We start from the raw sequence: 15,119 nt of genomic DNA, 5'->3' as shown, positions 1-15,119 counted from the left end.
TTTTGTGCCTCTTGCCTCACCGTTGACTGAGGCCGTCCGCCAGCCGAACCAGACCGAGGAAATCCGACCTGTAACCGAAGGCATCCGTGCCTCGCGATGCCGCGGCGAGATCGGCGATCGCCTGATAGGAATAGGTGTCGACGGCCGCGACATGGCTGAGTTTCTGGCCGAAGGCTGCGACTGCCACCGAGAAACGGACATCCTGCGGCGCGGCATCGACGGTGGCGACCGCGTTGCCGTCGTTGACAGGCGTGGTGATGAGGGCGCTCTTGTCCTCGCCCGGCCGCTTGTAGCGCATCTTGACGAAGGCAAGCTCGCCGTGATGGGCGCTGTCGGAGGCCTCGGCCGGCACCTTATCGGCTGCGCCGTACCGCAGGTCGTCATTCATCACCGCGGGGCTTCCCTTCGGCGTAATCTCGTAAATCGCCGTGACGCTGTGGCCGGAGCCGATATCGCCGGCATCGACGCGGTCATTGTTGAAATCCTCGCGGTTCAGCGCCCGCGTCTCGTAACCGATCAGCCGGTATTCGGCGATCCGTTCCGGGTTGAACTCGACCTGGAATTTGACGTCGCTGGCGATCGGAAACAGCGTCGATCCGGCCTCTTCGACCAGCGTCTTCTGCGCCTCGGCCAAGGTATCGATATAGGCAGCACTGCCATTGCCGTTCTGGGCGAGCGTCTGCATCAGGGAATCGTTGAGATTGCCCCGTCCGAAGCCGAGAACGGTGAGGAAGATGCCGTCTTTGCGCTTCTCTTCAATGATGCGCTTCAAATCCCCATCGCTCGACGGACCGACATTGAAGTCGCCATCGGTCGCCAGCATAACCCGGTTGACGCCGTCCTTGACGAAGCCCTGCTTGGCAAGGTCGTAGGCCGCCTCGATGCCTTCGGCCCCGCCGGTCGAGCCTCCGGGCTCCAGCCTGTCGATCGCCGACAGGATCTTCGATTTCTCCGCCACGCGTGTCGGCGCCAGCACCGTGCCGGCATTACCGGCATAGGTGACGATCGACACGGTATCGTCAGCCTTCAGCCTGTTGACCATGAGCCGGAAGGCGCTCTTCAGCAGCGGCAGTTTGTCCGGCTCGTCCATCGAGCCCGACACGTCGATCAGGAAAACCAGATTGGCACGCGGCGTGGTCGCCGGCGCAATATCATAACCCTTGATCGCCACATGCATCAATTCCGTGTCGCGGTTCCACGGGGTCGGCATGACAGTCACCGTCGCCTTGAAAGGCTGGTCGGCATTGTCAGGACCCGGCCAGTCATAGGGGAAATAATTGATCATCTCCTCGACGCGAACCGATAGTGGATCGGGCATTGCCCCGCCCGTCAACGACCGGCGGACGAAGGCATAGGACGCGCTGTCGACATCGGCGGAGAATGTCGAAACCGGATCCGTCGCGACGCTCTTGATCGGATTTGCCGCCGCATTGGCAAACCGCTCGCGATTGGGATCGAGCTGCATCTGCATGCGCCCCTCCGCAGGCGGAACAGGCGAGGGGGCGATGGCGGCCATCGGTTCGGCAAACTGCCGCTGGGGGACGATGCCGGGAGCGGCCGGCGCAGCGCGTTTGGTAGCCCCGAGTGCCGCGGCAGAACCCTCCGGCTTGTTCGTGAGGGCGGCGTTGGCATCGTATTCGGATGTCTGCGACGCATCGGGTTTCGCGAGGGCCGGCGCCTCCTTGTCCTGCAGCGCTTGCGCGACAGCAACAGATTGCTCAGCCAGGCTGACGTTCCCGGCCGGTATTTGCGGCGCGACCGCAACCGGCTGACCGGTGGTTGCAGCCGGTTGTTTCGACGCCTCACTTTTCGAAAGATTGCCGGCAATCTCGGTCTGGTCGACGATCGGCAATCCGTTACGGGTCAGCTCGATCGCGAGATAACCGGCGGCGGGAATGACCAGCAGCGTCGCAAGGGCTGAACCGGCGAGGAATTTCTTGTTCATGGCAGGGCTCCATATCCAGTTGATGATGGAGCTTTGACGCCAGCCTTTCGCATTTCCTTGGGCCGCCGTTGCATTATTTTCCGCGGTGTCGAAGGCCTGCATCGCGGCAGCAAGTGCACGAGTACGCGCCTCCGGCGTTGCTGTCGGCGGTGTCAGGCGGGAGAGTTTTTCGAGTTCCTTGTCCACGGTCATACCTCTTCCTTGCCGAGCACGGCCTTCAGCCTCTTGCGCGCTTCATGAACCTGCCAGGACACAGTCGCCTCCGAGCAGCCCATGACATCGGCGGCAGCCGAATGGCTGAGACCTTCGCCGTAGACGAGCAGCACTGCGTCGCATTGCCTGTCCGGCAAGGCGCGCACGGCTGCCCATAATTCGCTCGATAGCTCATCGTCATTTCCGGCCGGCGCATCCTGCTGCGGTTCGGCGGCGTAGGCGCGGAATGTCTGCTCCTCTCGTGCAAGCTTGCGTCTATGGTCGCGGGCGGCGTTGAGCGTCAGCGTATAGAGCCATGTCCTGAAGCGGCTGGCGCCGCGAAAGCTGCGGATGGCCGCACCGAGCTTGACGCAGACCTCCTGGGCAATGTCGTCGGCGTCGGTGGAACTGCCCGACCAACGCCATGCCGTCGCATGGACGAATTCATAATGGCGCGACACCAGTTGCCCGAAGGCCTCCCGGTCACCGCCCTGCGCTCGTTCTATGAGCTCCGCGTCCAATTCCGCACCTACCCCATGCTATCCAGCAAGATGCTATTTCGAGATTGAGACGCTTCTCGGATGACTTTCCTTGGGTCGGCGATGAAAAAATTATCGCGAATTTTGAAAGCCGCGACATCCATGGGTCGCGGCCAGACAGATCGTCCGCGTCACAGAGGCGCATGATGAGGACAGAGTCGGCCAGGGACATGATCTGTCATGTCCCAAATCGCGAAAGGACCTTCATGTCCGCTCAACCACCTGCCCCCACCGAAAGGGGCATCCTGCAGTTTCTGGCGATTTGCGATTCCTTCTATCCGCCAGACGCCGTTCTAGCATCGATCGAACAGCAGCGACATTGGTACGACACGCTCTGCGCTCGTTTCGACCGCCCGCTGCCCCCGGAGATGATCTTTGCGGACGGCATGCTCCAGCGCATACCGATCCGGCGCTACCGCCCGCGGAAAATCAGCACCCGCACCATTCTGCTCTATCTTCATGGCGGCGGCTTTGTTGTCGGTTCGCTCGAGAGCCATCATGCCATCTGCGCCGAGATTGCCGATTTTGCCGGCGCGGAACTTGTTTCGGTCGATTACCGGCTGGCCCCTGAATATCGCTGGCCGGCGCAGACGGATGACGGCTTTACCGTGTTGAAGCATCTGCTTTCCGCCAACAGCAAGGTCGTGCTGATCGGCGACAGTGCCGGGGCCAATCTGGCGGCGGGCCTTGCATTGCGGGCGCGCGACGAGGGCCTGTCCGGAGTCGTCGGCCAAGTTCTGATCTATCCGGCGCTTGGCGGTGACCTTGCCGCAGGCTCTTACGTCGAAATGGCCGCGGCGCCGGGCCTGACGACGGCGGATGTCGGCTATTATCGCGAAATCCTGCAGGCGCCGGCAGGCAATGAGATCGCCGAGCCCCTGCAGGCAGCTTCGCTTGCCGGGCTGCCGCCGGCCTTCATCACGGTCGCGCATTTCGATCCGCTTCGGGACGACGGCCGGCACTATGCCGCCCGGCTCACCGCGGAGGGCGTCGAAGTCTGGTTCCGAGAGGAGCCGCAAATGGTGCACGCGTGGCTGCGCGCCCGCCACATGAGCGACGGCGCCCGCGACGGCTTCCGTGCCGTCTGCGAGGCCGTTCGGCGTTTGGCGATCGCCTGACGATCACATCAGGTCGCGCGCGATCCGCTTTTCGGCAAAGACCTTTTCGAAGATCTGCACGTCGTCCTCGAAGGCGGTGACGACAGCACTGATGATCCAGTCGGTCCGGGTGCAGGCAACACGCCCGGTCGCCACTGTCCGCACGAACCAGCCGGGGCGGCGCATGTCGCAGGTCCAGGTCGAGGTCCCGGTCATCGACAGCGGATTATCGGGTGAAATCGACCAGAGTTCCTCGCGCAATTGCCGGGTCGAGAGGCCTGTCTCAGGGTGCTCGGTGAGCCCGGTATCCTCGTGGATGTGATACTCGGTCCTGTTGACCGAGAGATCGCGGACGACCTGCCGCTTCGTTACGGCGGCCGCGTGCTCGATGTATTTCGGCAGCGGATCGGGATTGGCTGGTTCCTTGATGTCGATCCGCTGGTGCTCCCCGAGCATCGGCAGCCCGAGGCCGAGTGCCGCGATATCGACCTCGATGCCTTCGGCATCAGGCGGCGGCAGGATCATCGGCCAATAGGCGGTGGAGAGCGAAAGGCGGATGCGATGCCCCTTGCGGAAGCGATAACCGCAGGCATCGAGCACGAGCCGGATCGACACCGTCTCACCTGGGATCAGCGGCTTGGGATCTGCATTGCCGTCCCGGTGGGTAAGATTGACGACGCCGAAGGCGACACGCGTCGCCGTGCCATCCGGATGGACATCGATGAGCCGGGCGCAGAGATTTCCGCTTGCCGCCTGCGACCGCAGCGCAAGCGTGAGCACAGGCCGGCCGAGATAGTCGTGATCGCCAGCAAGCGGCATCGTATCGAAGACCAGCGAGCCGGCATCGTCTAAGCGTTGATCAATCGCCATTTCGGCGTCGGGTTTCAGCGTGAAATATTCACCCGATGCGGTCCCGGTGTCGAGCGGAGAGCGGAGATAAACGGGATGTTCGGGCGCATGCGGGATCGGCATGCCTTCGGTCAGCTTGCCGAACTGCTCGACATAGAAGCACTGCATCTGTGGCGGCGACCAGACGTCCTTGGCGACCCAGAAACCCGGATCGCTGTCACGTCGAGGGGCAGGGCTGATGGCATCGAGAATATAGGCGCGAGCCTGCGGCAAGCCGTCGATGCCGTTATCCTCGCCCCGCAGCCATCTGTTCCACCAGGCGATCGCTTCGCCATGGAAATCCGTGCGCGGCTTCGGCCAGGCGAAGTGCGGATATTTGTGGACCCAGGGGCCGATCAGCGCCTTCGCTTTTTTGCCCAGGCCTTCGACCGCCATCAGCGGCGTATTGCGATAGCCATCCGCCCAGCCGGCGATCACCAGCGTCGGGATTTCCACGCTCGAAAAATCCTCTGAGATCGAGCCGTGACGCCAGAAATCGTCGCGCCGCTGATGGGCCAGCCACTCCTCCATGAAGAAGGGTTCGCCCGCCAGGCGTTCCAGCCACATTTCCTTCCAGCGCTCGCCGACAAGCGCAGGGTCGGGCGGCCGCGACTGGTAGCCGAGCATCGTCGCCGCCCATGAGAGCTGAGCGGACAGATGGCAGCCGTTCTTGTAGTGGATGTCGTCATTGTAACGGTCGACGGTCGAGGCGATCGATATGACGGCCTTCAGCGCGGGCGGGCGCAATGCTGCGATCTGCAGGCTGTTGAAGCCGCCCCAGGAGATGCCCATCATGCCGACCGAGCCGTTCGACCATGGCTGCGCGGCAATCCAGGCGATCAGCTCGCAGGCATTGGCAAGCTCGCTTTCGGTATATTCGCCGTCGATGACGCCGTCGGATTCTCCGGATCCGCGGATATCAACGCGCACGCCGGCAATGCCTGCGGCCGCGAATACCGGATAGGTCGACTCGTCCCTGAGGCTGGTTCCGTCCCGTTTGCGATAGGGCAGGAATTCGAAGACGGCGGGAACGGGATCTGTTTCCGCGCCATTCGGCATCCAGATGCGCGCGGCAAGCCGCGTCCCATCCTCCAGCGTAATCCATTCATTCTCGATGGTGGTGAAGCCGCGCGAGGTCATGCTCATTCCTTGATGCATATTCCGTAAGACGAAGGTTCTGCCCTCGTCAGGTCAGTTGCCGGCGCTCTCCATGCGACGCGTGGCAAGCACCCGTTCCAGCCAGCCGATTTCCATTTCCGGCACGGATTTCAACAGCAGATCGGTATAGTCGTCGAAGGGCGGCGACAGTGCTGTCGATTTCGGACCGAACCGCACCAGCTTACCACGATGCATCACCGCCACGCTGTCGGCGATCGCCCGGACGATCGCGATGTCATGGGTGATGAAGACGTAGGACAGCTGCTCTTCTTCCTGCAGGCGCAGAAGCAGCTTGAGGATGCCCTCCGCCACCAGCGGATCAAGCGCCGAGGTCGGCTCGTCGCAGAGGATGAGTTCGGGCTTGGCGGCCAGCGCTCTCGCGATCGCCACGCGCTGCTTCTGGCCGCCGGATAGTTCGGCCGGGTAGCGGTCGACGAAGCCCTTGCCCATTTCGATCTGCTGGAGCAGTTCCTTCACCCTTGCCGTCTTCTCAGCACCCCGAAGGCCATAGTAGAAGGTCAGCGGGCGGCCGATGATGTCGCGCACCGTCTGTCGCGGGTTCATCGCCGTATCGGCCATCTGGTAGATCAACTGGATGCGCCTCAAATCGTCGTTCGGCCGGCTCTTGAGATCAGGCATCAGCGGCTTGCCGTCAAAGACGACGCGCCCGCTGCTCGGCGGCAACAGGCCAGTGATGACGCGCGCTAGCGTCGATTTGCCCGAACCGGATTCACCAACGACCGCGAGCGTCTGCCCCTTCGGCACGTGCAGCGAGACATCGTGCAGCACCTTGAAGCCGTTGGAATATTCGGCGCTGACATTTTCGACCTTGAGAAGTGCTGCAGACTGGTCGGCGGCTTCCTCGCGATAGGCCTGCCTGACATTGACGAGGGCGCGCGTATAGTCCTCCCGCGGCGCCTCGATGATCTGCTGGACACTGCCATATTCTACCTGCTTGCCATAACGCAGGACCATGATGTCGTCCGAAATCTGGGCGACGACGGCAAGGTCATGGGTGATGTAGAGGGCGGCCGTGTGCGTTTCCTCGATGGCATGCTTGATCGCCGCCAGCACGTCGATCTGCGTGGTGACGTCAAGCGCCGTCGTCGGCTCGTCGAAGACGATGAGTTCGGGATTGGAGCAGAGCGCCATCGCCGTCATCGCCCGCTGCAGCTGGCCGCCGGAGACCTGGTGGGGAAAGCGCTCGCCGAAGGTTTCCGGATTGGGCAGGCCGAGAACCCCGAACAGATAAAGCGCCCGTTTGCGCGCCTCGTCTTTCGTCATCAATCCATGTTTGACCGAGGCTTCGATCACCTGATCGCCGAGCCTGTGGGCCGGATTGAAGGCGGCGGCGGCCGATTGCGCAACGTAGCAGACCCGTGCGCCGCGGATTTTCCGGATGCCGTCCTTGCCGAGCACCAGGATATCAGCGCCGTCGAGCCGCACCTCGCCACCGGTGATTTCGGCGCCGCCCCGGCCATAGGCAAGCGCCGAAAGGCCGATCGTCGACTTGCCGGCGCCCGATTCCCCGATCAGGCCGAGAACCTTGCCCTTCTGCAGATCGAAGGAAACCCCGTCTACGATCGTCACTCGCTTCGGCGGTTCGCCCGGCGGGTAGCTGGTTGCTTCGATCTTCAGATTACGAACGGAAAGAAGCTCAGGCATCGCCGCGCCCTCCCTTGAGGCTGGATGTGCGTTTCAGGAGCCAGTCGACCACGAGGTTGACGCAGACGGCAAGTGTCGCGATCGCCGTGCCCGGCACCAGCGCTGCCGAGATACCGAAGATGATGCCGTCCTTGTTGTCCTTGACCATGCCGCCCCAATCGGCCGCAGGCGGCTGAATGCCGAGGCCGAGGAAGGAAAGCGTCGAGAGGAACAGGATCGAGAAGGCGAAGCGCAGGCCGAATTCGGCCAGCAGCGGCGACAGCGTGTTCGGCAGGATTTCGCGGAAGATGATCCAAAGTTTGCCTTCGCCGCGCAGTGTTGCCGCCTCGACGAATTCCATCACCGCGACATCGAGCGCGACGGCGCGGCCGAGACGATAGACGCGGGTGGAATCGAGGATCGCCATGACAAGGATCAACACGACGATGTTTTGCGGCAGCACCGCAAGAACGACGAGCGCGAAGATCAGCGTCGGGATCGACATCATCAGATCGTTGAAGCGCGAAAAGACCGTGTCGATAATGCCGCGCGAGACGGCCGCGGTGAAGCTCAGGATAATGCCCAGCGAGAAGGAGATGACGGTGGCGGCGGATGCGACCGTCAGCGTCGTGCGCGCGCCGTAGATCAACCGCGAGAAGATGTCGCGGCCGAGATTGTCGAGACCGAAAATATACTGGTTATCAGGCAACTGCCAGACGTCGCCGACGACCTGCGTCTCGCCATAGGGGGCGAGCCAGGGAGCGAAGAGCGCGAAGATGAAAGCGATGGCGATACCGGCCATGCCGATCCAGGCGGTGATGGGGATATCTCGCAATCTCATCGCGGATGCCTCAGCCGGGGATTGGCGATAATCGCGAGAATATCGGCCGTCATGTTGAGGAAGATATAGACAGCCGCGAAGATCAGGCCGCAGGCCTGCACGACGGGCATGTCGCGCACGGTGACCGCATCGACCATATATTGTCCCATGCCTGGATAGACGAAGACCACTTCGACAACGACGACGCCGACCACGAGATAGGCAAGGTTCAGCGCGATGACATTGATGATCGGCGCCAGCGCATTGGGGGCGGCATGTTTGACGATCGAGCGGAAGGCGCTGAGGCCCTTCAGCTCGGCGGTCTCCATATAGGCCGACGACATGACGGAGAGGATAGCCGCCCGTGTCATGCGCATCATATGCGCGAGCACGACGAGCACGAGGGTCGCCGTCGGCAGCGCGATCGCCTTCAACCGCTCGACGAAGCCCATGCTGTCATAGACGGTCGCTGGAAAGGTCGCCATGCCAAGGTTCACCGCGAAGAGCAGGATGAGCAGGTAGCCGATAAAGAATTCCGGCAGTGAGATCGCCGCAAGCGAGATGATGTTGATGATCTTATCCGGCAGGCGGTTGCGGAAGTGCACCGACAGCATGCCGAGGCCGACGGCGAGCGGCACTGATATCACCGCTGCGAAACCCGCGAGGAAAAGCGAATTGCCGAGGCGTTTGCCGATCTGTTCGCTCACCGAATTCTTGCTGGCCCAGGAGGTGCCGAAGTCACCCTGAACGGCGTTGCCGAGCCACTCAACGTAGCGCGTCGTCACCGGACGGTTCAGCCCGAGATCCTGGCGAATATTGGCAACGGCCTGCGGCGTCGCCGACTGGCCGAGATAGGTTGTGGCAAAATCGCCTGGCAGAGCTTCCAGGCCGCCGAAGATCAGGATGGAGACGGCAAAAAGCAGGACCAGGCTGAGCACGAAGCGCTCGAGGATGAGGGCAAGCAGCGGAAAACGCTGCCGGAACCCGAGGCCGGGCAAGATGCTTGGGGCAGGATTGGTCATGGCGAGGACCTCGCGCTAAAACGTCGGGAGGACCGCGGGGTTTCATCCCACGGTCCCGGCTTCGTTGGAGATCAGAGGGGCAAACGTCCCCTTGCCATCAAGCGTCCAGCCAGACGCGGGTCGCGACGTAGCCGTTCGACATGTCGTTGCCGATGTCGTGGACATAACCCTTCACCTGCTTGGTGGAAGCGTTCACGAAATCGTTGAACATCGGCAAGATCACCCCGCCCTCGTCGCGCACCGTCATCGCCATGGTGCGATACATGTCCTTGCGCTTGGCTTCATCAAGTTCGGAACGGGCCTGCAGCAGCAGCTTATCGAAGTCAGGACGCTTGAAACGGGTGTCGTTCCAATCCGCCGTCGAGAGATAGGCGGTGGAATACATCTGGTCCTGCGTCGGGCGGCCACCCCAATAGGAGGTCGAGAAGGGCTGGACGTTCCAGACGTTGGTCCAGTAGCCGTCGCCCGGTTCGCGCTTGACCTCGATCTCGATGCCGGCCTTCTTGCAGCTTTCCTGATAGAGGACGGCTGCGTCGACACCGCCGGGGAAGGCGACTTCGGAGGTGCGCAGGAGGACCGAGCCGCTATGACCTGACTTCTTATAGTGGAAGGCAGCCTTGTCAGGATCGTAAACGCGCTGCTCGATGCCCTCGGGAAACAGCGCATAGGTGCTGTTGATCGGGAAGTCGTTGCCGACCTTGCCGTAACCGCCGAGGATCTTCTGCACCATGGCCTCACGGTCCATGGCATATTTGAGGGCCAGACGCAGGTCGTTGTTGTCGAACGGCGCCTTGTCACAATGCATGATGAAGACGTAATGGCCACGGCCGGCGGTCGAGAGAATCTCGACGTTGGGTGCGCGTTTCAAAAGGTTGACGGTCTTCGGGTCGACCCGGTTGATGTAGTGCACCTGGCCGGACGACAGGGCCGCGATGCGGGCGGTCGCATCGTTCATGCCGATGATTTCGATCGAATCGACGTAACCGCGGTCGGTGCGCCAGTCGTCTTTGTTCCTTTCGAAGGTGGCGCGGACGCCGGGCTCGAAGCTTGTCATCTTGTAGGGGCCGGTGCCGATCGAGGCGAGAGGATCGTCGACGCCGCCGTTCGGCTGGATGACCAGATGGTAGTCCGACAGCAGCAGCGGCATGTCGGCATTGCCTTCGCTGAGCGTCAGCACGAGATTGCCGCCGTCGGCCTTGATCTCCTTGATCGAGCCGAGAACACCGAGCGCGCCGGATTCCGACTTGGCGTCGGTGTGGCGCTTCAGCGTCGCAACAACGTCATCGATCGTCAGTTCCTTGCCATCGTGAAACTTGACGCCCTTGCGGATCTTGAAGGTCCAGGTCGCCGCGTCCTTCGACGGTTCCCAGGATTCGGCGAGCGCCGGCACGGCGGCACCGGTCAGCGGATCAGACTCGACCAGCATGTCGCCCCAGCAGCGGCCGATGCAGAACATGACCTGCGACAGGAACTTCGCCGGGTCGTTGGAATCGGTAGCGGCACCGCCTTCGAGGCCGAGCTTCAAGTGACCGCCGCGCTTCGGTTCGGCAGCTTGCGCACTTTCGGTGAAGAGCTTGTCGGCGACGGCAAGTGTGATGCCCGCGGCCATGGCGCGTCCCATGAATTCGCGGCGGCTGAGCCCGCCGGCGGTGACACGGCTTGCGAGATACTTCGTGTAGTCGTTCATTCCCCAGTTCCTTCTTTATGGTGCGTTGACAGAACTTCCGGGCAGGTCCGCAGACGGTTTCCTCTCCACCTCCGGTGCCCGCATCATGCGGGAAAACAGTGCGGTTGCCGCCGCCTGGTCATTTTCCTTTCCAAATGGGGCTTCGCTTCTCGGCGAAGGCCCGTGCGCCTTCTAATTGGTCCTCGCTCGAATAGAGCCTGTCGACCGTCGCAAACTGCCGTTTGGTGATCTTGTTCATGGCAGTCTGGAACGTCGAACCCTCCGCTTCGCGGACGATTTCCTTGATGGCCGCATGGACGAGCGACGGCCCGCTCTCAAGCAGCCGGGCAAGCTCCCATGCTCTCTCCATCAGCCGCTCGGCCGGCAGGACCTCGTTGACAAAACCCCAGCGATGCGCCTCGTGAACGTCGAGCCAACGACCGGTCAAAAGCATGTCCATGGCGATGTGGTAGGGGATGCGTTTCGGCAGCTTGATCGAAGCCGCATCGGCAACCGTGCCGGAGCGGATTTCCGGCAGGGCGAAGGTCGCATGTTCGGCGGCGAGGATCAGGTCGGCAGAAAGCGCGATCTCCAGACCGCCGCCGCAACAGATACCGTTGACCGCACAAATGACCGGCTTGTTGAGGTCGCGCAGTTCCTGCAGCCCGCCGAAGCCGCCCACACCGTAGTCCCCGTCGACCGCATCACCTGATGCCGCCGCCTTGAGATCCCAGCCGGCACAGAAAAACTTCTCGCCGGCGCCCGAGACGATGGCGACGCGCAGCGCCGGATCGTCGCGGAAATTTCGGAAGATCAACCCCAGAGCACGGCTGGTCGCAAGGTCGATGGCATTCGCCTTCGGCCGGTCGATGACGACTTCGAGCACTCCGCCGTCCTGTCGTGTGCGAATGGGTTCGCTCAACCTATGCTACCTCCTCCGCCGTATCAAAGCATCGACTACGACCACGCCACACCCTTCGGGAAGAACCATCAATGGATTAATGTCCAGTTCCTCCAGCCATGCCGCGTTCTTTACGACATAATCTGCCGTTGCTAAGACAGCGCCGACAGCGGCCTCAAGATCGCCTTTTGGCCGACCGCGATAGCCATAGATCAATTTTGCAAGTTTGAGGCGCGAAATTGCCGCGTGAATGTCGGTTTTCGTCGCCGGAAGGGGTAGGATGACGGAATCTTCAAGCAATTCAACGAAGATTCCGCCCGCCCCGAGCGTGAGCGACAATCCGAAGACAGGGTCGCGGATAGCGCCGACAATGAGCTCGGCAACCGGCGGATCGATCATTTTCTCGACGAGATAACCGGCATTCGGCGGCATTGCCGCCGCCGCATTCGACACCGCCTTTATATTCTTTAGGTTGAGTGCGACGGCCCCGGCCTCGGTCTTATGGGCAATGCCGAGCGCTTTCAGCACGACGGGAAAGCCGAGCCGCTCAGCTTGCTCGGCCGCTTGACCGGGAGAAGAGGCCAACAGCCCTTGCGGAACCGGAAGGCCGAAGGCGGCAAGCTCGGCCTTCGCATCGGCCTCCGTCAGCGTCTCGATCTCGCCATCGATAGAGGGCACATCGAGCAGCGGCAGGGGCGGCGGACGATCCCAGGCCTGGCCGATGCCGGCGGCGACGTCCGCAGCCGTGATGGCTTCGTCGATACCGCAGAAGGTAATGATGCCGCTTGCCATCAGCCGATCGGCGATCGGCTCCGGCATGTTTTCCGGAAGGGTCGCCAGAAGGCCGGCCAGCGCACCGGTTGCAGCGGCAGCCGCAATCACCGCGTCTGCCGTCATCGCCCATTCGGAGGCATCGCAGCGATCATCGCGCGGAAAGTCGAGGACGACGAGATTGAGGGCATAACCGCCCTCGAACATGGCGCTGAAGGCTTCGGTCTGGCGTGCAAGATCCCCCCACACGAAGGTGTGGTAATCGAGCGGATTGGACAGCGTCACCATCTCGCCGAGAACGCGCCGCAGACGGGGCAATTGTTGCGGCTGCAGCGCGGGGAATTCCACATTGCGACCGACGGCTGCATCCGCCATCAGCGAAGCTTCGCCCCCGGAACAGCTCATCGACGAGATCGAATGGCTTGCGAGCGGGCCGGCGACATGCAGCAGCTTCAGGGTTTCGAGCAACGCCGGCAAGGTCTGGACACGGCCAAGACCAAGGCGGGCGAGCACGGCATCCGCGACCGCATCGCTGCCGGCAAGCGAGGCGGTATGCGACACCGCCGCGCATTTTGCCTGCTCGGACCTGCCGACCTTCAGCACGACGACCGGCTTCCTCGACCGTCGGGCCATGGTGGCCAGCCGTTCGAGTGCAGAGAGATTGCCGAAACCTTCGACATGAAGGCCGACCGCCGTCACACGCGGGTCGTCGATCAATGCGCAGGCGACATCGGCAAGCGATGTCTGCGCCTGGTTGCCGGCGGTGACCACATAGGCGATCGGCAGGCCGCGGGTCTGCATGGTCAGGTTGATGGCGATATTGGAGGACTGCGTGAGGATCGCGACGCCACGTGCGATGCGCTGCATGCCATGCTGATCGGGCCAGAGCAGCGCACCGTCGAGACCGTTGATCAGCCCGTAGCAATTCGGCCCGAGGATCGGCATGTCGCCGGCTGCCTCCAGCAGGGCCTGCTGCAACTCGGCGCCGTCGCCGAGTTCACCCGTCGCCTCGCTGAAACCCGATGCATAACAGACCGCCCCGCCGGCACCGGCCGCAGAAAGGCTGCGGACGATCTCGACGGTCTGCATCCTGTTGACGCCGACGAAGGCGGCGTCCGGCGCCGAAGGCAGGTCGGAGACGGAGCGATAACAGGGCCGCCCGAGCACCTCGTCGAGCTTTGGATGGACGGGCCAGATCTCGCCGGCAAAACCCATGCGGTCGCACTGCTCGATCACCCTGCGCGCCTCGCGGCCGCCGAAGACGGCGATCGTTTGCGGTCTGAGCAGGCGGTCGAGCGGGCGCGGCGTCATCGGCTTATGCTCCCAAGGGTCTAAGCAGATCGCGGCTGATGATATGCCGCTGGATTTCAGAGGTACCGTCCCAGATGCGCTCGACGCGCGCATCGCGCCAGAAGCGGGCAAGCGGCAGATCGTCCATCAGGCCCATGCCGCCGAAGATCTGGATCGCCTCGTCAGTCACGCGGGCCAGCATTTCGGAGGAGTAGAGCTTGGCCGAGGCGATCTGCCGGTCTGCGGAGAGTCCGGCATCGAGCCGCCAGGCGGCGGCGAGCGTCAGCCAATCGGCCGCGTCGATCTCGGTAATCATATCGGCGAGCTTGAACGACACGCCCTGATTGGCGCCGATCGGCTTGCCGAACTGCTTGCGCTCGGCGGCATAAGGCAGCGTCATGTCGAAGACGCGCCGTGCCCGGCCGACGCAGGTGGCGGCCACCGTCAACCGCGTGCCATAGAGCCATTTATTGGCGATTTCGAAGCCGCGATGCACCTCGCCAAGTACCTGGCTTGCCGGAATCCGGCAATCGGTGAAGCTGAGCGTTGAGTTGTGGTAGCCGCGATGCGAAACGGAATCGTAGCCCCCGAGGATTTCGAATCCCGGCGTGCCGCGATCCACCAGGAAGGCGGTGATCTTCTTCTTGATGCCCTTCGGCGTTTCCTCCTCGCCCGTTGCGGCAAAGACGATGACGAAATCGGCGACGTCGGCATGCGAGATGAAGTGTTTCGTGCCGTTGAGGACGAAGTCGCTGCCATCGCGGCGGGCAGCGCATTTCATGCCGCGCATATCGGAACCGGCGTCCGGCTCGGTGATAGCAAGCGCATCGATCTTCTCACCGCGCACTGCGGGCAGGAGATAGCGTTCTCGCTGCTCGCCCTCGCAGGCCATCAGGATGCCGGACGGCCGGCCGAAGAAAACCGTCAGCCCCAGGGAGCCGCGCCCGAGTTCCCGCTCGACCAGCGTGAAGGTGACATGGTCGAGACCGGCGCCGCCGACTTCTTCCGGGAAATTGCAGGCGTAAAAGCCGAGATCGATGCATTTGCGCCGGATCTCGTCTCCGAGCTCCGGCGGGACGATGCCACTGCGCTCGACCTCGTTTTCATGCGGATAGATTTCGGTTTCGACGAAGGCGCGGACCGTCTCGACGATCATTTCCTGTTCTTCGCTCAGTCCGAAATGCAT

At 62.6% G+C, this 15,119-nt stretch carries 11 protein-coding genes; 1 reads left to right on the top strand and 10 read right to left on the bottom strand.

What is annotated here, in order from left to right:
* Nucleotides 1-16: 16 nt before the first annotated feature.
* The gene (locus AC245Y_RS35985; protein WP_017997610.1) at nt 17-2,137 is read right to left on the bottom strand and encodes a VWA domain-containing protein; all 2,121 of its coding nucleotides are present in this window, start codon (nt 2,135-2,137) and stop codon (nt 17-19) included.
* Nucleotides 2,134-2,658 carry an RNA polymerase sigma factor gene (locus AC245Y_RS35980; RefSeq protein ID WP_017997611.1) on the bottom strand — a complete coding sequence of 175 codons (525 nt, stop codon included), beginning with the start codon at nt 2,656-2,658 and terminating at the stop codon, nt 2,134-2,136. Before AC245Y_RS35980 ends, AC245Y_RS35985 begins: the two co-directional genes overlap by 4 nt.
* A 224-nt stretch (nt 2,659-2,882) precedes the next feature.
* On the opposite strand from AC245Y_RS35980, the gene AC245Y_RS35975 reads away from it, so the two are divergent.
* On the top strand, nt 2,883-3,794 hold the full coding sequence (locus AC245Y_RS35975; RefSeq protein WP_003555516.1) for an alpha/beta hydrolase: 912 nt from the start codon (nt 2,883-2,885) through the stop codon (nt 3,792-3,794).
* A 3-nt stretch (nt 3,795-3,797) separates the two neighbouring features.
* Here AC245Y_RS35975 and AC245Y_RS35970 read toward each other — a convergent pair whose 3' ends face one another.
* From AC245Y_RS35970 to AC245Y_RS35935, 8 genes are all read right to left on the bottom strand, one after another.
* Nucleotides 3,798-5,801 (bottom strand): CocE/NonD family hydrolase, encoded by a 2,004-nt coding sequence (locus AC245Y_RS35970; protein ID WP_020487189.1) that lies wholly within the window; start codon nt 5,799-5,801, stop codon nt 3,798-3,800.
* A gap of 51 nt (nt 5,802-5,852) precedes the next feature.
* Complete coding sequence (locus tag AC245Y_RS35965) at nt 5,853-7,484, bottom strand: ABC transporter ATP-binding protein (RefSeq protein WP_017997614.1); 1,632 nt, start codon at nt 7,482-7,484, stop codon at nt 5,853-5,855.
* Complete coding sequence (locus AC245Y_RS35960; RefSeq protein ID WP_003555519.1) at nt 7,477-8,304, bottom strand: ABC transporter permease; 828 nt, start codon at nt 8,302-8,304, stop codon at nt 7,477-7,479. The genes AC245Y_RS35965 and AC245Y_RS35960 overlap by 8 nt, the downstream gene beginning before the upstream one ends.
* A complete protein-coding gene (locus AC245Y_RS35955; RefSeq protein ID WP_003555520.1) occupies nt 8,301-9,305 on the bottom strand; it encodes an ABC transporter permease in 1,005 nt (334 codons plus the stop codon). The genes AC245Y_RS35960 and AC245Y_RS35955 overlap by 4 nt, the downstream gene beginning before the upstream one ends.
* Before the next feature lie 97 nt (nt 9,306-9,402).
* Complete coding sequence (locus AC245Y_RS35950) at nt 9,403-10,992, bottom strand: ABC transporter substrate-binding protein (RefSeq protein WP_003555521.1); 1,590 nt, start codon at nt 10,990-10,992, stop codon at nt 9,403-9,405.
* Nucleotides 10,993-11,110: 118 nt separating this feature from the next.
* Nucleotides 11,111-11,893, bottom strand: coding sequence for a carnitinyl-CoA dehydratase (locus tag AC245Y_RS35945; RefSeq protein WP_003555522.1), 783 nt, complete (start codon nt 11,891-11,893; stop codon nt 11,111-11,113).
* Nucleotides 11,894-11,899: 6 nt separating this feature from the next.
* Nucleotides 11,900-13,954: an acetate--CoA ligase family protein gene (locus AC245Y_RS35940; protein WP_017997615.1), complete on the bottom strand. Its 2,055-nt coding sequence runs from the start codon at nt 13,952-13,954 to the stop codon at nt 11,900-11,902.
* 4 nt (nt 13,955-13,958) lie between these two features.
* Nucleotides 13,959-15,119 carry an acyl-CoA dehydrogenase family protein gene (locus tag AC245Y_RS35935; protein WP_003555525.1) on the bottom strand — a complete coding sequence of 387 codons (1,161 nt, stop codon included), beginning with the start codon at nt 15,117-15,119 and terminating at the stop codon, nt 13,959-13,961.

The organism is Rhizobium sp. SRDI943, from assembly GCF_057653695.1.
Note: the sequence above shows the minus strand (reverse complement) of the source record. Positions and strands in the feature narration are given on the sequence as shown.